The sequence below is a fragment of the Paenibacillus sp. J22P51 genome (genome assembly GCF_059692215.1).
Genome location: NZ_JCAUAZ010000012.1, coordinates 97998 through 115828, shown reverse-complemented (window position 1 = coordinate 115828; position 17831 = coordinate 97998). Strand labels below are relative to the sequence as shown.

Below are 17831 nucleotides of genomic sequence, written 5' to 3'. Positions count from 1 at the left end.
CACTTGATCATTTGTATAGGAATGTTGATGAATTTATTAGGCAAATTGTTTATGCATTACATCGCCGGTTCAATTAGGCCGTACTTGCCGTCGTCCCGTTTGTACACGACGTTGACCGTGTCTGTTTCCATATTCGAGAAAACAAAGAAGTTATGACCCACCATATTCATCTGGAGAATCGCTTCTTCCACGTCCATCGGCTTCAAATTGAAGCGTTTGTTACGTACGAGTTCGAAGTCCTCTTCTTCTTCCATATAGGAAGCTGCTGCGACTTCTACCTTGAACAAATCACGCTTGCCGCCATCTTGGCGAATTTTACGATTCGTTTTTGTTTTGTGCTTACGAATTTGACGCTCTAATTTGTCCACAACCAAATCAATGGATGCGTACATATCGGTGTTGCGTTCCTCTGCTCGCAGTAGCACGCCTGTTAGTGGGATGCTTACCTCGATGGCTTGAAGACCTTTAACCACACTTAGCTTTACTTGTACATCGGATGTAAGGGGAGCTTCAAAATACCTCTCAAGTCTATTCAACTTCTTGACGACATAGTCTCCGAGGGCTTCAGTAACTTCAAGGTGTTCTCCGCGAATGCTAATTTCCATAGTTAAACATCTCCCTTCCTTCTTACATTATACTACATTCCACCCCATCTTCATAATTCCTTTAAATACCGATCTAAATTTTTTTGGCAAAATATAAAAAACACCCCAGGTTAATCCCCAGGGTGACTTTGTTCGTAGGTGTATGCGATGGCACAACGCGTGCCAAATAATTATAGTCTGCTTACGTTTGCTGCTTGTGGTCCGCGTGCGCCTTCTACGATGTCAAACTCAACAGCTTGACCTTCGTCCAGCGTTTTAAAGCCTTCGGACTGAATCGCTGAGAAATGAACGAATACATCTCCACCATCTTCACGCTCGATGAAACCATAGCCTTTTTCTGCGTTAAACCATTTCACTTTACCTTGCATAACGTACACAATCCTTTCGTTTTAAAAAATATAAAATGATAAGAGCAGAGAAATGTAAACCCTTACATTCCGACTATAACACCGATCCGCTTGGCCTGTCAATTTCTAACTTTATCGGAAATTAATATTTCTGAAAATTCGTGTATATACAATCCGTGGATAACTGCGGAATTTGTAGAATCCTGTCGTGTCGGGCTCCTTTACAACTTATTCACAAAGTTATGCACAGAGTTGTGCACATTATCCACAGGTTACATTTGGTACAATAGATGGCAACGGTTTCTCCATTCGTTTATTCAAAATCTCTTGAATTTGTTCCTCATCGCGTACTTTCACCCAATTACTCGTTAGCGTGTCGTACATTTTAATTACTCTTGAAGGATTACCAACAACTACACTATAGTCAGGAATATCTTTATTTATGAAAGTGTTAGCCCCTATGACGCATCCCTTACCTATGTGAACATTGCCTACTATTACAGTGTTAATTCCCAGCCAAGAACCTTCTCCAATCGTAACTTCATTAGTGGTCGATGTAACACCTTGATGCATTATTGGCAACGTAATATCTTCATAAGCATGCCCGCAATCGGCAATATAAACATTAGGACCAACAATAACATTCTTCTCCAAGACAGCCTTATTTGCAACGGAAACAGTAAAGTTTTTACCTATTTGACATCCATCATCAATAATAATTCGAGGCTCACCTTGAAAATTATTCAAAGCAATATTTAACCAGCAATCCTTTTTTATAAAAACGTTGTCGCCAATTGAAATTGCTTCAGCACCTACAATCTCGCATCCGCTAGCTACAAAAGAATTCTTTCCAAGTTTGTAAAAAGGGATTTGTTGATTGGTTTGTCTTTTGTTCACAGTATTAGTGAATATAGTTGCATCAGGTGTAACTTGAATCGAATACTTCGCATCTTTACTACGTTTTTTCCTGCAAACAGCTACTACATACATTGGCTGCATATCCTTTACTTCACCCAATGGAATTAACTCATGCCCTTTTGCCTGTGATGCCTTTACAGGCACAAATTGTGTATCCATTTTTCGGACTTGCCGCATTACTTTTGAATAATAGGACTCTTGATCATTTTGAAACGTTTGGCCATACAATTCCAGAACATCATATTCCTTTAGTAACTCTCCTACGAATTCAGTGACGCTATATTCAAACCGATGATGAGGATTCATTGGCTGCTCTGTAAAATATGTACCTGGATTTGTAATCATTCGATTTGGTGTGGAGACAAGGAATACTCCTTCATCTTTGAGGACCCTTGCAGATTCCCGAATCCAATTCGCACCTCGCTCTATATGTTCGATAGTTTCAAAGGAAACGACAACATCAAAGCTGGCATCTTCAAAAGGCAATTTATTTACATCACCATAAGCGAAATCAACATTAGAAGCACTGTATACTTTTTTCGCATTGTCCAAACATTCCTCTGAAACGTCTACTCCCATTACAAGTTTTGCTCCTGCCTGTTGAAGCATTTTCGTTCCATAACCAGCTCCGCAAGCGGCATCCAGTATTACTTTGCCCTCCGCATATTTACAAGCTAATTGGTATCTATGCAAATGTTCTTCTAATACATTATTGTAATTATTTTTGACTTCTTGATTGATTACGAGCCTCTCACCGGTAAATACGACATCATTCTGTTCGATTTCTAAAATATTCTCGTCCGCTTTTTTTGCCAACCTGATTGAATCAGTTATATTTTGTATTAAATCAATGACATCGTCACTCTTATCCTTTATTTTATTTGCATAGCTTAAAGCCAAATCCGCTTCCCCAAATTCCGTTAGAACAATACTTATATTAATAAGTGTATCTTTATGAAATGGGTCTTGTTCATGCGCCTTTTGAAGGAAGGGTAGTATACAATCGTAATTTTTGTTTTCATACCCAGTAACCGCTAGAATGTTGTACATGTCTATCTTTTTCTCAACTTGTTTATCAATGAGCTCCATCACTTCAAGAAGAACTCGATTGCCTTGTAATCTTGTAACTATTTCTTTAGCATTCTCATCTACTTTATTTTCCTTATCGATTTCAAGTAATAACTCTATCAGACTTTTATTCTCTGTCGACTCAACCATTATCAGCATATCTCCTTGACTCTCTGATCTCCTCGCACTCACAAGGAATTTATATACTTCATAATATTTAGAAATCCCAACATCGTTTAATCTATTTAATTCTTTTAAGAAAAGTTCATCCTCTGTTCGTTTTGGCAAAGTAGTATAATTAATCTCTATATGTTTATAACCAGCATTTTCAAATAATAAGTTAATATCCATTGGAGACAAATGATTTACTTCCGATTGATTCAATACTCCGTCCATTTTCTTTTTAAGCACAGAAAAGTGAGCTGGATTGGGAATACTTGCAATGAGCATCCCATCTTCTTTTAAACACTTTCTAGCTAAATTCAACACATGAACAGGTTCTTCAAGTGCATGGATGTTATCACCGAAAATAACAATATCAAAATATGACTCAGAATAGCCATCTAAGAATTCATCAAAAGGTCGATCTGATACTTGGGCGACAAGATTAGATATCCTGCTAGTTATTGGGTTAGTCTCAATCCCATACAACTTCGCATTTGGATACTCACTCTTCACTTTAAGCAAAGTTCCTCCACAAGCGCATCCAACTTCAAGCACCCTAATTGCTGTATCTTTTGGTTTATTTATTAACATTAGAACATCTAGCCGTATTAGGTTGTCTACGTCTGGATCATATTCCCATTTATCTATAAATTTCAACTTGTTTTTAATCAATAAATCTGTGAAAATTGGAATATTTTCTCTAAAAGATACACTTCCAAAATGATGAATAAACGTGTCTTTACAAAGCATAAGTTTATACCCAGCTTTTCTAATTCGTAAAGAATAATCATCATCTTCATAATTGCCAGGAGTAAATATTTCATCTAGTAATCCGATTTGATCGACAACAGATCTCTTAACCAGCATGCAGAAGCCAATTAATTTTAACCTTTCTTCCCACATCAGAGGGTTAGAATGATTATATCCAGCCGCAAATATGTGCATTTCTTCTAATGATTGATAGTCAACTTCAATATTTTGATAGTAAGAACAGTTGTTAGTAACTGCTCCAACAGCACCTATATTATCGCTATGATACAGGCATAAAACCAGATTAGATAACCAATTTCCAGTCACTATTGTATCGTTATTTAACAGCAGGATATTCTCACCACTAGCAATTTGAATCCCCTGATTACAAGCTTTTGGAAATCCCAGATTGTCATCATTAAAAATAGAAATGACATCAGCTTGCTGTCTTAACCAATCTACTGTTCCATCTGTTGAATGATTGTCTACCACAATTATTTCATATTCATCAGATGGAGTATACGTTCTAATACTTTGAATACATTGTTGCGTATACTCAAGTTTGTTATATGTCGCCAATATTATGCTTGTTTTCACGTATGCTCCCCCACATCATTGCTATTTCATTCCTATGACATATATCGACAACTATGAATAAAATAATAAGAATAATCTTGTACTATCATATTCCAAACTATGAATCAACTTATTTATATCGTATTCTACAACTAGACTTGGTAGTCTAATGAATCATATATCCTTAAACCAGTGTAGCCTAGAATTTAAATTTGAACGACAAAAATCGAATTTAAAACTATACTATTTATATAATATTTTTCAACATTCGTTGATATGGCTAAAAACATTTTACTAATTAAAACCTAGCAAATACCGATAATAAAAGTGACTCGCCTAATTCATCTCCTTGGAGGAAATAAATGAAGCCCCTTCTTTCACTCTGTATGATTGTTAAAAATGAAGAAAAAGTACTTGAACGATGTCTTCTGAGTGCCAAAACCCTAGTCGATGAAATTATTGTTGTCGATACCGGGTCAACGGATCAAACCAAAGCTATTGCAGCCCGTCATACAGATAAAGTATTTGATTTTACATGGACAAGCGATTTCGCTGTTGCACGGAACGAATCAATCCGACATGCTTCAGGGCGTTGGATATTAATTCTTGATGCAGATGAGTATGTGCAGCCCACTGATCATGATAATCTTAGACAATATTTGCTGGAGTATAAGAGCAATAAGCCTTGTGGATTTTTGCTGAAAATTTTGAATTATGGCGGCAGTGGTTATGACGAATCAAATGTAATCGAATCGACAGGAGCACGCCTTTTTCTCAATGACCGATCCACTCGATATGTCGAACCAATTCACGAGCAGTTAACATCAGACTTCGGTACACCTTTGTTCACAGCATATCCATTTGTTATTTATCACACTGGTTACACGACACCGTTCGTTCAGGAAAAGAATAAATCAGAACGCAATTTGTCCATATTGGAGAAAATGAACGTAGGCGATAAGCGGAATAACCCTTATTTCTGCTTTATTCTCGGCAATGAATATGCAAGCGCCAAACGTGAGGATGAAGCACTGGAAGTTTACCGAAAATCCTTGGAATACAGCAACCCAACAGATACGTGGTATTTTTATCTACTCGAAAGTCTTATCACCATTGAAATGAAAAAGGGTCATTACGCGAGAGCGCATGAAAGTATTCGAACAGCCATTAAATTAATGCCTGATCGAACGGATTTCCTGTGTATGGAAGGCATTTTATTTGAAACTCTCGGGCTTTGGAACGCTGCAGAGTGTGTATTTCAGCAGTGTATTCAAATTGCAGAGGAAGCTGAAATGAAAGGTTCACCATATTGGATTGTGAAGCCGTCGTTCGGAAGGATTGTTCCACATCAATCTATTGCTGAAATAAGGCGCAGAAAAGATGATATCACAGGTGCGATCCATCATTGGGTGAAAACGCTCCAGCTTCAGCCAAAAAATTACGCTGTACTACAAAAATTAATGGATTATATGCTTCAAACAGAATCAAGCAATCAAGTGATGGATATTATTGAACAACTATATCCCCTTCACCAGCCCATAAATAAAATTTTATTACATAAAATGGCATTGAATATTGGTAGCTTTGAGCTAGCTTCCAAGTATTCAGAGAATATGAAGGAACTCAATTTCCGTTTGGATGATACTGACATCGTCCAACAAGATTTGCTGCTCCACAATTTGTCCCAGTTCACTATATCTTCTCTTCAGCAGGCATCCTTAGAAGATTCACTGGCAATTGCAGTTGCCATTGCACAGCAAGACATTTCGATAGCTCACGCAGCGATCGAAGACTCCACTGTCTGCGTTGCCATAGTGGAACAGGCCCTGCTGGCAATAGATAATAAATCTTGGAATACTGCTGTCCTAACACATCAAGAGGATAAGTTTACGCAAGCGCTACAACTGCTATGGCGTTACAGATATTCGGAGATCTATTTAACGCTTATGAAAAATATGGCAAATGAAATCATCTTAAACCGTATGGCAGACTGGTTTTTCCATGTAGGACTTAATGAGCAGGCCCTCGACCTGTATAGTGTCCTTCTAGAGAACGAATTGCTCCATGCCGAAGGCCTAAAAAATGTTGGAATATGGTATTTTAGTTTAGGAAATGCGGAAGAAGCTTACACTTTTCTAGAAGCATCGTTCAATATCGAACCTTCTGTTGATGTCATTGGGTTAATCAGGGAAAATGCAGATGAAGAAACTTACCGTAACTTTGCTTCGATATACTTAAAGCAATTTCCTGATCTGTCCGAATGTAACTTTCTGCAATAATAGCAACGGAGCAAATCATACACCTCAATCGTTTTTATAACTTATTCCTCCACATTATATCGTATTAACGCGACATTTAATTAAATCATCGTAAATAAAAGAAAGCCTGTTGATAAAAATCAACAGGCTTTCTCTATAAGTAATCAAGTATATTATTTATATTCGTATTGAACAATATTGCTTTCTTGACCGTCAGGATTCACTACCTTAACTCCCGTGAAACCAAGGCTTCCTGCAGGTGCAATTACTTTGACTTTGAGTCCTCCTGCGTAATAAGTTGCTACTTGGGCTAATGCAGACCCAAAGTAAACTTTAAGCCCTGATACGTACCCTGAACCAGTTAGGCTAACAACAGTTCCGCCAGCAACAGATCCGTTTGTTACACTCAGACTAGTAATTACTGGTGCAGGGGCTGCAGGTGGAGCATCATACGTAAATGTACTCGCCGCCGTTCCCCCTGATGGTGATTTAATTACTAGTGGAACTGATCCGGAAGTAGTGCTGCTTGGAGTAATGATCTTTACTTTAGTGCTTCCATAATAGGTACTAATAGGAACTGGTTTGCCATTTAAGCTGATTGTCATACTAGGATCAAAGTTTGTTCCGTCAATAGTGACTACAGTACCTCCCGCTAAAGGACCGTTACTTGGGGTCAAGCTAGTCACAGTTGGAACTAGTTGTTCATAGGTATACCCTTGTGTTAGAGTGAAGCTTTGTCCGTCAGGGTTGGTAACGGTCACATCTACCGCCCCGGTGCTAGTAGATGAAGGAGCAATTACCACAACTTTTATTGTACTTTTAAAGACTGCATTTACAGTTGTTGACCCAAATGTTACTGAAGCACCTTGTTGAAAATTAGCCCCAATAATAGTTATTCCCTCTCCACCCTGTACAAATCCTTTGTTAGGGGTTATAGAAGTAATTTGCGGGGCCGGCACAGGTGGTGGTGCAAGATAAGTATAACCTCCTTTTAAAGTACCCCCTTGCCCATCCGGATTCACAATTCTTACATCTACGAGTCCTTCAGCTACGGCAGCCGGAGCAGTGGCTGTTAAGTTCGAACTCGAAGTAAATCTAGCTACTATTGCTTCATTATTTCCAAAATAAACTTTTGCTCCATTTATAAAATTCTGCCCGTCAATAGATATAAATTCTCCTCCGGTCGTTATACCACTATTCGGAGTTAAATTTGTAATAACCGGTGATGGCGGTGGTGGTGGTGCAATAAATGTAAATCCTGAAACCAATGTATATTCTTGTCCATCCGGATTTACCACTTTTACATCTACAGTTTCTTCGACACTTGATACAGGAGATAGAACTTTAACTTTTGAAGTAGAAGTAAAAGTTGATATAGGTACCTGTATCGATCCAAAAAATACATTCATTCCATTAACAAAATTTGTTCCAGTAATAGTAACTACTGTGCCACCAATCGTAGGCCCAGAGTTAGGTGAGATATTTGAAATACTCGGAGCAGGTACTACGGGCAAAGCATTATATGTAAATCCATTAGCCAATGTCGCAGTTGTATTATCTGGATTTACAATTTTTACATCTACAGCTCCTGCATTTGCAACCTGAGGTGAAGTTACTTTGATTTTTTCACTTGAGTAATAAGTAGCGATGGGCGCTTCGTCATTGCCAAAATAAACTTTCGCACCATTTTCGATTTTCGTCCCTATAATATTAACACCGTCTCCACCAGAAACTAGACCTGTATTCGGGCTAACCGAATTGATTTCTAACTTAACTATCGGAGGTGCGTTATAGGTATAACCGCCTGATATCGTTAAATTTGTTCCATCTGGGTTTTCAAGGGAAATATCAACTGGACCTTCCGTAGTAGAAGCAGGGGCATACACTTTCAGATAAGTTGAGCTAGCATTCAAGAAAGTCTGAGCGGCAACGCCACCGAATTTTACGGTTATGCCACTCATGAAGTATTTCCCAGTGAACGCTACAAGATTTCCACCATCTAAAGGCCCATTATTGGGCTGTATTAATGTAACAACAGGATCCGCTTTATATTGATAATTTGTAGTTGTTTTTTGGCTGTCTGGATTGGTAACTGTTACTGTAACTGTTCCTTGAGCTCCTCCTGGAACAGTTACAGTAATCTGATCGCTACTCACAACATTAACATTTAATGCATCAGTATAACCAAAAGTAACAGTAGCACCTGGTCTAAACTTAGAACCGTTTATTGTGACTGTTTCTCCTCCTACAGGACTTCCATTATCATTTACTATTGATGTAATTGTTGGAGCTGGAAAAGTTACATTTATGTAAGTATTAGGTATTAACTTAGAACGATTTGCACCGGCGTAGTCGTTGTAAGTAATGTTCGATGTGGAAGTGGATACTGAAAGTGTTCCTGCTTTATTAGGATCCTTAGGTTTGATCTTATATTTAAAAACAAGATCATTATTTTTTAACTCTTGAAAATTCCAAGTTAATGTATTTCCTGATACTGTTGGTTTTGGGATATTGTTATCGTAGGAACCCGGTACAATATCAAAATCAGAAGAAACAGTATCGGTAACAACAACATTATATGCACTTGCTACACCAATCTCTTTTACGATATTGGTGTAAATCTCCGATAATCCTGTTGTACCAAGAACAAAGTGATGATGCTGTTCTGTTGTAGACATTTGTTTTAATAAAATATTAGGACCACTGGTATCTGGATTATCAGTAGGCGATAGCAAAGCAATTGTGTAAAATACAATACCTGCGTCTTTTGCAAGCTGCGCATTCTGTAATGCATACTCATATGGATTTTGACTAGGCAGAGTAGCTTCGCCATCAGTCATGATAACAATGACTGGCTGCGCATCAGGACGATGGTTGGAAAGCAACGCTATGGCTTGATCAATTGAATAACCAGTTGCTGTAGCTCCATTAGCAGATAAGGTGTTAATGTAGCTTTTTGCAGCAGCTGCATCAGTTGTTAGTGGAAACGTGCCTGTTACACCTTCTGAACTAAAATCCACTATGCCAACCTCATGCTTTGTTAGATCCATAAGATCAATAAAGCCTTTTGCTGCATCTTTAGCGGCGCTCATCTTGGTAACACCGTTACCATAACTAGTACCCATACTACCAGATTTATCAATAATCAGAATGACATCATTGGGCATAATTATGTTAGCTGGCGGTGTCCCCTTAATATTTAATGTAACTTCGGCTTCTTGCTCGGTAGTAATGGTAGTCGGGTTAACACTTTTTGAAACCGTTACATAATCATTCACTGCAGCATTGGCTTTTGATGTGAGCGGAACAGAAAATCCGCTAAAAGCTAAAATTAAGACCATTGTAAGCAAAAAATTCTTGTGAATTCTTTTCATTGTTCTTCCTCCCCTTTTATACTAGAAATAAAAAAAACAATAGCAGATTGCTATTGCTTGAAGAAACATTCAAACAGTTTGCAACCTGGCGATCATGAGTAGTCTATTCTGACTATTCAAGACCCATGGCTTTGCGTCCCTATATCTCTATAGGTTTGCCAAATATGCTGTTATTTTGTAGAAATCAAGCGATTACATAAGTAAATATTACCATAAATAACACACCGGTAGAACAGTTATTTTATTAAGTTATGACAAAAGTTTGGGTCGCATTCCCTAATATTTATTCCAGAAAGCCTTTCCAATCCTTTAAAAAAGATGGGAATACCTACCGGTTTTCTCATTTGTTAATTATGTTTATCTATAAAATAACCATCTATCTGTGTAGGTAATAATCGATAGCCATTCCGTGCCTTATGACCATTTTCAATATGTTTAATGTTGCGGGCCAACTCCAATTTGTAGCTATTCATCTTCTCATTTAATCGGGCTTGCAGATCAATGCATTCTTTAACTACTGCTATTAATTCTTGCGAAGAATTTGACTTACTATAATGAAAGTTAAGTTTGTCTATTTTCTCTCGAAGCTCATTTTGCTCTATTTGCAAATTATTTAGCTGTTCTATTGAATCATCCATTCCTAAATCTAGCTCCAAAACTTTTTCTATAGAGTGCTTCAATGTAACGAACAAGGAATCAGGTGCGCTTTGAATCTGGATCATACGGTTACCTTGTTATTCGACTTAATAACCTTCAGAGCTTCAGACCATGTATCCCTTAGTTCTTGAATAAAATCTATACATATTTGAAGACTTTCAACATCCAATTGAACATTTGCATAGATTAATTTTTCTTTAATATAGTTGTATAACGCTGATAATTGCTTCGAAATCTCATAATTCATGTTTAGTGTAATTAAGAGTTCATTAATAATATCTTGAGCTCGAGTGAGATTACTATTTTTTAGCTCATAATCCTTTTTATTCATCCCATCAAGAGCCTGCTTCATAAATTTTAAGCAACCATTATAGAGCATCAAAGTAAGTTCTCCTGGTTGGGCAGTATTAACCTGAGTATTAATGTAAAGATTCTGTGCTTTATTCATTGTTGTTATCCCCTCTCATCAAAAATAGCGCCACTAATCTCCTGTAACTTGTCCATTAAATCCAGGAATTTCTCTGGTGGCACCTCTCTAATTACCTCATTAGTCTCCGCATTGAGAACTTTTACCACTATATCCCCAGTTTGCTTATGAATACTGTACTGAAATTTCTTTTCTACACCCATAATTGATTGATTGGCTTTATTAATCGCTTTGATAACTGCCTCATCAGCAATGGACAACTCATAACTTTTTTTATGCCTTAACTCAACATAGGAGGAAGAATCAACTGAACTTGAATGATTACCTTCTTGGATAGTATCACTCTTATATGCCTTTGTAACCACATCAGTTATTGTTTGAGTAACACTTCCTTTAGCTGAGATAGAATTTATGTTCATCTGTAATACCCCCTATATTATTTGAATTGCTGAGACAACCATGACATTTGACTGTTTCCATTAGCAACAGCCTGATCCATAGCGGTAAATCTTTTATAGTAGTAATCTTCTTTACTGCTTAATTTACGATCAAAAGTACTAATACTATTCTGCATGTCATAAAGCCTTTTCCCTAAATCGGTACTTATGTCTGTTGAAATTCCACCGACGCGTCCAGCTTTCTTGACTAGGTCGCTCAGACTGTTGTTTACTTGTTCATATAATGCTTGTGCAATTCCTTTTTCATCCAAAACATCGTTCGATGATTGGTTAGTAAAAAGGTTAATTACACTAGTTGGATCTTGTGATAATGCTTGTTTTAATTTGGTTTCATCGAGTTTTATTTTACCTGCATCAATAGGATTATAAGCTGCTGCAGGAGAAACCGTAGTTATACCAACTTTATATAGTGCATTATATGCTGTAGGAATATTTTGTACCGTTTCGGTTAATAATGAGCGGAAATTACTCGCGGTTTTTGATAATATCGTATCATTATGCAAAAGACCTGCCTTCGCCTTATTTTCCCATAAAGTAATATCAGTATCCTTCATACTACTCTTTTGCTCATCAGTTAATGGATCATAACCTTTTACTTTTGTATCGCTTAATCTTTGATTAATGAAACCAATCATATCATTATACTGAGTCACAAAATCTTTAATTTTACTCAGAATAGCATCATTATCTTTTGTAACAGAAACTGTTACATCTGATGTTGTCTTGCTATTTAAAGAGTAAGTGACCCCATCTAATGTAAAGCTGTTAGAATCTCGTTTGGATGGTACTCCATCAATTGTTACATCAGCATCTTTACCCGATACTATCGTTGAATTCATTTTTATAGAGCTGAGAAAATTACCACTTCCAGATTGAAGATCAACCTGTGCGGTTGCACCTACTGTTTTACTACTAAATGTAAATGAATCACTAATTGAATCATAGCTCATATTTACATTGGCTGCGGAACTGTTCACTCTTGAAATAATTGAGCTGAGTGTGTCTGTATCCGTGTATGATATTACTTGACCATTTACTTTAAAATCAAATGTCGAACCTGCTGGAGTTATAGTAAGTGGAGTCGAGAACTTGGAAGCAATGTCCTTTAACTGAGCTTTTACATTAATTTTATAAGATTGTTGATCAACAAACCCCAAGTCCGTTATGCCACTGTTTCCAGATACCGCACCTATGACTACTTGCGGTAGGCTTCCACTTGACCCATTCGGTACAATTTCCAGCTTGCCCCCATTAAGGCTAGCGTTAATTTTATTTGCACCAAAAGCATTATCCAACTGTTTTTGAACCTCAGTTGTTAATTGGCTGTTATCATAAGTACCCGCTGTAAGCTTAATGGTTTGTGTTACTCCATTCAAAGTTACATTAATGGAATCATTAGGGGTTGCTCCGCCACTTGTAATGTTAATACTAGCAGCTAAAGAATTCCCAATGAGCGCTGGGTTAGAAACTCCTCCTGGAGTACTATTCTTGATTGCGCCAGATGCTAATTCATTTACAGCAATCGTGTGTGATATTGGGTTGGCAATATTACTCGCCGTTACCGATACTTGAGATGGATTTGAAGATGCTGCTTGAGATTGGTTTAAGGCACTTGAAAATCTCATTCCACTTAAAAAATCTCTAAAACTGGCAAGTTTTGAGTTAACTTCTCTGTACATGTCTGTTTGCCAGCTAAGTACTTGTTTTTTTTGATTCAACTTTTCCCGTGGCATTTTTTCTGCCTTCATTAAATCACCGACAATTTTGTCGATGTCCATACCCGAGCCCATACCACTAATTCTCATCGGCATATCCCATTACCTCCAATTTATTTCTATATACTATTATATCGACCATTTATCTCTCGAATTATAGTAATTTTTTTATATTTTTAATAATCTTACTTGAGCCTCCCTATATTCATATTTAGCGGAAATCTCATAATAACTCCTAGCTAGATTTAGATTGCCTGTCAGTTCGTAATAAATCCCCAAATTGAAGGCCGCCTTATAAGACCCGACACCATCAACTGATGTATATTTATCTGTTTCTCCAATTTCTAGAGCTTTCTTGAAATTACTTTCGATGCTTTCTATTTTCCCTGTATCCATTGCAAGTAATCCAAGTAAAAATGGCAAATCAGGGTAATTTCTGTACACGTTAAAGTAAGCTAGCAATAACTTTTCAGCTTCCGCGCTTTGTCCCAAATGCTTAAGCACATATCCCAAAGATACAAGTAGAACCGGGAAATATAGCATTGATTCTTCATTTTGGCTCAACGACTTATAAAATACTTCACGAGCCTGTTGAAAATGATGTTTAGAAAAATATAATTTACCTAATTGATAGAGCATGTAACCGTCATTTGGGAATTTTATTAAATGTTCATTATAAACTTCCAAATATCTTTTGAACTTATCTTTATTATCATACTGGTCTGAGTGATAACCAGAATGAATTATTTTCACTTTTGTGTCCATGAAATCAGCTACCACATCATTACAGTATACTTGTTCATGTACCTTTCCACGAAAAAAAAACTGGGAGTTATTTGGGAAAAACCTAACCATCCTATGTCTAGTGACCTCTTGGGCCTGTATATTATTTATAATAACTGTACCAGCATGAATGGGATATTCTGATACAAATTTATTAATCTGTCTCTCTGCATCTTCGGCAAGCTTTTCATCAGCATCTAAGACAAGGATGTAATCTCCATTGGCTTGAGTAATAGATGCATTTCTTGCAGCTGAAAAATCGTGGTTCCAGGTATAATGACTTACTTTTGCACCTAGCTCCAAAGCAATTTTAACAGTTTGATCTATTGACCCCGTATCCACTACTATCTTCTCGTAAGACTCTGGGATACTACTTAAAGCATTTCCGATATTCGCTTCCTCATCACGCACAATCATACAAACGCTAACTTTCATAGTTCCCCCTATATAACGAAAAAAGCCCAAATACATGGGCTTTTTTCTAGTTTGCAAATTAACGAAGCAATTGAAGAACACCTTGAGGGGCTTGGTTTGCTTGAGCCAACATTGCAGTTGCTGCTTGTTGAAGAATGTTGAACTTCGTGTAGCTCATCATTTCTTTCGCCATATCTGTATCACGGATACGGGATTCTGCACCCTGCAAGTTCTCTGCTGTTGTACCCAGGTTATTAAATACATGCTCTAAGCGATTTTGGAATGCACCAAGATCTGAACGGAAGCCGTTAACTTTACCAATAGCAGTATCAATTGCCCCTAATTGTGCACCAGAAGATGCAGCTGAGAGTGTTCCAAGATTTAGAGCTGCAGCACCGGATGTAATATCAGTGTTTGTTAAGTCGATAGCAGCTACATCAGCAACTGAATCGCCAATTTGAATTGTGAGTGGAGCTGTAGTGGAACCATCTAACAGAGTAATTCCGTTAAATTTAGTTGTTGTAGCAACACCATCGATTGCACCTTTCAAAGCCTGATATTCCTTGTCCATAGCAGCTACGTCAGAAGCATTGTAAGTAGCGTTGTTTGCTTGAACTGCTAATTCTTTCATGCGACCAAGCATATCAGAAACTTCACTCATTGCACCCTCAGCTGTTTGTACAAGTGAAATACCATCTTGAGAATTACGTTGTGCTTGACCTAAGGATTTGATTTGCGCGCGCATTTTTTCGGAGATGGAAAGACCTGCTGCATCGTCAGCTGCACGGTTGATGCGGTAACCAGACGATAGTTTCTCACTGGATTTACCTTGTTGAATATTGTTCAGTTGCAGGTTGCGGTGCGAGTTCATTGCATTCATGTTGTGATTGATAATCATTTGTTATTCCTCCTTGAATTTGTATTCCACATCCATGTGGATTATTTAGGTCTTTGACCTTACTTTTATATTATCGGCTGAACTCTGGAGAAAGTTTATAGCTAATTAGTTCTTTTTCACTATTTTTATAATTTTTTTATCATTTTAATATAGGCAATAGGTTTATCTACCCTAAATCTCTTCTAAATTCATCATTTTTCTCATGTTCTCGATATTCGGCAGCCTTGTAATCGCTTGTTTATTGCTCTGCTGAATTGCCTCAAACACTTCCTTACGAAATATCCTTGTCTCGTTAGGAGCTTTTATACCTATTTTCACTTGATCCCCCTCTATAGATGTGATGAAGACTTCAACATTTTCACCTATTAGAATAGACTGGCCAATTTTTCTTGTAAGAATTAACATGATTCACCTTCAATTCCTTTCTCGTTTAATTTTGGAAATAAAGGTGTTTGGGTACTATATCCTTTAGATGGTGCATGCACAATTTGACTTCCTGCAAGATGATTAATATTAATAACAAGCGGCGCCACCAAATTCATTGTTGATTTTTCAAAGGGATCTTTCAAGGTAATAATCCCTAACACAAGAACTTCCTCATGAGTATTTATGTGCAACCACGCCTTATCTTTTTCATCCAATTCAAAACTATATTCTTTGAAAAAAGTAAATGGATCGGCTACAACAAAACCGATACTCTTTTCTTCTATACTCTTTAAATATGCAAAAGGTCCATTTGCATCAATTATCTCCAATTCAAATATATCTAATTCCTTAAAACCAAGTATTGTTCCATTAAAGCTAATTGTTTTCCCATTTAAATAATTAAACATTCTTTATCCTCCTCTTCAATAATTTAAGGCAATAGCATTAGCTATTGCCTTAAATTATTGATTAATTGCTACTTATACCAATCATACGAACTTACGTTAATTTCTATTGAGTTTTTGTGCTTTACATAAATATCAATATTTCCAGGAACATAATTGACCTGGGGTTTCTGAGGTGTATATTGTATATCAGCTTGATGGGGCGTTATGTTTATTTCTGGCTTCCTCATTTCATAATTCAGCTTAACATTAAGATTGGAAGCCTCACCTACATATTGTACAGGGTTTTGTTCATTCATTTGGTTTGCGGCAATCTCGGAAAATGGATTACTTGTATTTGTGATCATGGCCATTCGGTTGCCATCTTCAACAATCTTACCGATTGCTTGCAGCGCAACTGATTGTAGCTGGCTGTAAATTTGGTTCATCCACTCCAAATGGTTTCCCTTACCTAAGGCACTCCAAGCGGCAGAAGAATCAACGCTTAATTCTCCCATGGGACTGGTAATATCAATTGTTGCCTCTTGCTGCTTGATAACCAATTGGCCGGGCGGGGATTCTATAGAGAGTTGCGTTCTCTGGGTATCGATGCCGATCTCTGCGTAAGTTTGGTGGATAGATAATCTAGGTATGTTCAAAACGAACCTCCTTATTATCTTAAGAAGTCAATTAAGCTGGGTTGGATAATTTTCGCTCCTGTTGATAGAGAAGCTTGGTATACATTTTCATCCGTTTTTAATTTGGTAATAGTTTCAGCCATGTCTGCATCTTCAGTTTTGCTGCTGAGATCGGTAAGGTTTACGTTTAGATCTTTAAGTCTGTTATCCATTAGATCAATACGGTTAGCTCGCGCACCTACTTCAGATCTAACTTGTAAAAAATTGTCAAATCGTTTTGATAGATCGGTCATTAACTGTCCTGCAGCCACCAAATTTGCCGTGCCTGGAGGAGTTGGGGAAAAAGCATTCTGCAGACCCTTCAATATTTTAAAGAGGTTATCATTATTGGGACTAGTAGCTGTATCACCTGCCCCAAAGACATCAGTTCCTGTTTGATTCACAGATATAGTAATGCCCGCAGAAATCTGATAATTAATCTTTTGATCATCAGTTTGATCTGATGACGCTGTACTAACATTATAAGGCTGTTTATCTGTAAATTGCCCATTAAATGTATACTTACCATTTAATTGATCATTTCCAAGACCTACTGCCGTTTCATATAATTGTCCCATTTCGATGCCAATTGCATCTAACGCCGATTGTGGGTTTGTTCCGTTTAGTCCTTGAACCGTTAACTCTTTGGCCCTTTGCATGACGTCATTTATTTGGGATAAAACTGTCTCTGTATGGTCAACAGCGGATTTAGCCGCATCAATGTTTCTTTGATACTGGTCATTTATAGAAATTTCACTGCGATACCGAAGTGCATAAGAAATCCCTACGGGATCATCGGAAGGTTTATTAAGTTTTTTACCCGTAGAAAGTTGATTCTGACTCTCGCTCATACGCTTCACATTATTGCTTATGTTAAAAAGAAGCTGTGATTGTATCATTCCTTGCGTTACTCTTAAAACCAACTGAACAAC

At 37.3% G+C, this 17831-nt stretch carries 15 protein-coding genes and 1 riboswitch; of the genes, 1 reads left to right on the top strand and 14 read right to left on the bottom strand.

The genetic code is table 11. The features are described 5' to 3' along the window. Positions 1 to 56: 56 nt before the first annotated feature. The 3 genes from hpf to AC58QC_RS22665 all read right to left on the bottom strand — a co-directional run bounded on the left by hpf (position 57) and on the right by AC58QC_RS22665 (position 4450). Positions 57 to 605, bottom strand: a complete 549-nt coding sequence (gene hpf, locus AC58QC_RS22675) for a ribosome hibernation-promoting factor, HPF/YfiA family (protein ID WP_497417323.1) — start codon at positions 603 to 605, stop codon at positions 57 to 59. A 170-nt stretch (positions 606 to 775) separates the two neighbouring features. Beyond that, positions 776 to 973: a cold shock domain-containing protein gene (locus AC58QC_RS22670; protein WP_028556842.1), complete on the bottom strand. Its 198-nt coding sequence runs from the start codon at positions 971 to 973 to the stop codon at positions 776 to 778. Between the two features lie 240 nt (positions 974 to 1213). Further along, the gene (locus tag AC58QC_RS22665) at positions 1214 to 4450 is read right to left on the bottom strand and encodes a methyltransferase domain-containing protein (RefSeq protein ID WP_497417322.1); all 3237 of its coding nucleotides are present in this window, start codon (positions 4448 to 4450) and stop codon (positions 1214 to 1216) included. 365 nt (positions 4451 to 4815) lie between these two features. Between AC58QC_RS22665 and AC58QC_RS22660 the strand changes: the two genes are divergently transcribed. Then, entirely contained in the window at positions 4816 to 6708 is a 1893-nt protein-coding gene (locus AC58QC_RS22660; protein ID WP_497417321.1) for a glycosyltransferase, read from the top strand. A 152-nt stretch (positions 6709 to 6860) separates the two neighbouring features. On the opposite strand, the gene AC58QC_RS22655 is transcribed toward AC58QC_RS22660, so the two are convergent. The 11 genes from AC58QC_RS22655 to flgL all read right to left on the bottom strand — a co-directional run bounded on the left by AC58QC_RS22655 (position 6861) and on the right by flgL (position 17822). After that, positions 6861 to 10061 carry an IPT/TIG domain-containing protein gene (locus AC58QC_RS22655; RefSeq protein ID WP_497417320.1) on the bottom strand — a complete coding sequence of 1067 codons (3201 nt, stop codon included), beginning with the start codon at positions 10059 to 10061 and terminating at the stop codon, positions 6861 to 6863. A 76-nt stretch (positions 10062 to 10137) separates the two neighbouring features. Continuing rightward, a riboswitch (cyclic di-GMP riboswitch) is annotated at positions 10138 to 10231 on the bottom strand. A gap of 177 nt (positions 10232 to 10408) precedes the next feature. Continuing rightward, positions 10409 to 10783, bottom strand: a complete 375-nt coding sequence (locus AC58QC_RS22650; RefSeq protein ID WP_497417319.1) for a hypothetical protein — start codon at positions 10781 to 10783, stop codon at positions 10409 to 10411. Further along, entirely contained in the window at positions 10780 to 11166 is a 387-nt protein-coding gene (gene fliS, locus AC58QC_RS22645; protein ID WP_497417318.1) for a flagellar export chaperone FliS, read from the bottom strand. Before fliS ends, AC58QC_RS22650 begins: the two co-directional genes overlap by 4 nt. Positions 11167 to 11171: 5 nt before the next feature. Beyond that, positions 11172 to 11564 (bottom strand): flagellar protein FlaG, encoded by a 393-nt coding sequence (locus AC58QC_RS22640; RefSeq protein WP_497417317.1) that lies wholly within the window; start codon positions 11562 to 11564, stop codon positions 11172 to 11174. Positions 11565 to 11581: 17 nt separating this feature from the next. Next, positions 11582 to 13414, bottom strand: a complete 1833-nt coding sequence (gene fliD, locus AC58QC_RS22635) for a flagellar filament capping protein FliD (protein WP_497417316.1) — start codon at positions 13412 to 13414, stop codon at positions 11582 to 11584. Positions 13415 to 13486: 72 nt separating this feature from the next. Next, positions 13487 to 14536: a glycosyltransferase gene (locus tag AC58QC_RS22630; protein WP_497417315.1), complete on the bottom strand. Its 1050-nt coding sequence runs from the start codon at positions 14534 to 14536 to the stop codon at positions 13487 to 13489. Between the two features lie 58 nt (positions 14537 to 14594). After that, entirely contained in the window at positions 14595 to 15413 is an 819-nt protein-coding gene (locus AC58QC_RS22625) for a flagellin N-terminal helical domain-containing protein (RefSeq protein ID WP_497417314.1), read from the bottom strand. 171 nt (positions 15414 to 15584) lie between these two features. Further along, positions 15585 to 15818 carry a carbon storage regulator CsrA gene (gene csrA / locus AC58QC_RS22620; protein ID WP_497417313.1) on the bottom strand — a complete coding sequence of 78 codons (234 nt, stop codon included), beginning with the start codon at positions 15816 to 15818 and terminating at the stop codon, positions 15585 to 15587. Beyond that, positions 15812 to 16246 carry a flagellar assembly protein FliW gene (fliW, locus tag AC58QC_RS22615; protein WP_497417312.1) on the bottom strand — a complete coding sequence of 145 codons (435 nt, stop codon included), beginning with the start codon at positions 16244 to 16246 and terminating at the stop codon, positions 15812 to 15814. Before fliW ends, csrA begins: the two co-directional genes overlap by 7 nt. A gap of 68 nt (positions 16247 to 16314) precedes the next feature. After that, positions 16315 to 16881, bottom strand: coding sequence for a DUF6470 family protein (locus AC58QC_RS22610; protein ID WP_497417311.1), 567 nt, complete (start codon positions 16879 to 16881; stop codon positions 16315 to 16317). 14 nt (positions 16882 to 16895) lie between these two features. Next, positions 16896 to 17822 (bottom strand): flagellar hook-associated protein FlgL, encoded by a 927-nt coding sequence (gene flgL / locus AC58QC_RS22605; RefSeq protein ID WP_497417310.1) that lies wholly within the window; start codon positions 17820 to 17822, stop codon positions 16896 to 16898. Between the last annotated feature and the right edge of the window lie 9 nt (positions 17823 to 17831).

Bases quoted from the DNA above. Each gene is read 5' to 3' on its own strand.
- AC58QC_RS22650 (WP_497417319.1), bottom strand. From the start codon at position 10,783: ATGATCCAGATTCAAAGCGCACCTGATTCCTTGTTCGTTACATTGAAG.
- AC58QC_RS22630 (WP_497417315.1), bottom strand. From the start codon at position 14,536: ATGAAAGTTAGCGTTTGTATGATTGTGCGTGATGAGGAAGCGAATATC.
- AC58QC_RS22670 (WP_028556842.1), bottom strand. From the start codon at position 973: ATGCAAGGTAAAGTGAAATGGTTTAACGCAGAAAAAGGCTATGGTTTC.
- fliD (WP_497417316.1), bottom strand. From the start codon at position 13,414: ATGCCGATGAGAATTAGTGGTATGGGCTCGGGTATGGACATCGACAAA.
- AC58QC_RS22655 (WP_497417320.1), bottom strand. From the start codon at position 10,061: ATGAAAAGAATTCACAAGAATTTTTTGCTTACAATGGTCTTAATTTTA.
- AC58QC_RS22660 (WP_497417321.1), top strand. From the start codon at position 4,816: ATGATTGTTAAAAATGAAGAAAAAGTACTTGAACGATGTCTTCTGAGT.
- AC58QC_RS22625 (WP_497417314.1), bottom strand. From the start codon at position 15,413: ATGATTATCAATCACAACATGAATGCAATGAACTCGCACCGCAACCTG.
- AC58QC_RS22640 (WP_497417317.1), bottom strand. From the start codon at position 11,564: ATGAACATAAATTCTATCTCAGCTAAAGGAAGTGTTACTCAAACAATA.
- csrA (WP_497417313.1), bottom strand. From the start codon at position 15,818: ATGTTAATTCTTACAAGAAAAATTGGCCAGTCTATTCTAATAGGTGAA.
- fliS (WP_497417318.1), bottom strand. From the start codon at position 11,166: ATGAATAAAGCACAGAATCTTTACATTAATACTCAGGTTAATACTGCC.
- fliW (WP_497417312.1), bottom strand. From the start codon at position 16,246: ATGTTTAATTATTTAAATGGGAAAACAATTAGCTTTAATGGAACAATA.
- hpf (WP_497417323.1), bottom strand. From the start codon at position 605: ATGGAAATTAGCATTCGCGGAGAACACCTTGAAGTTACTGAAGCCCTC.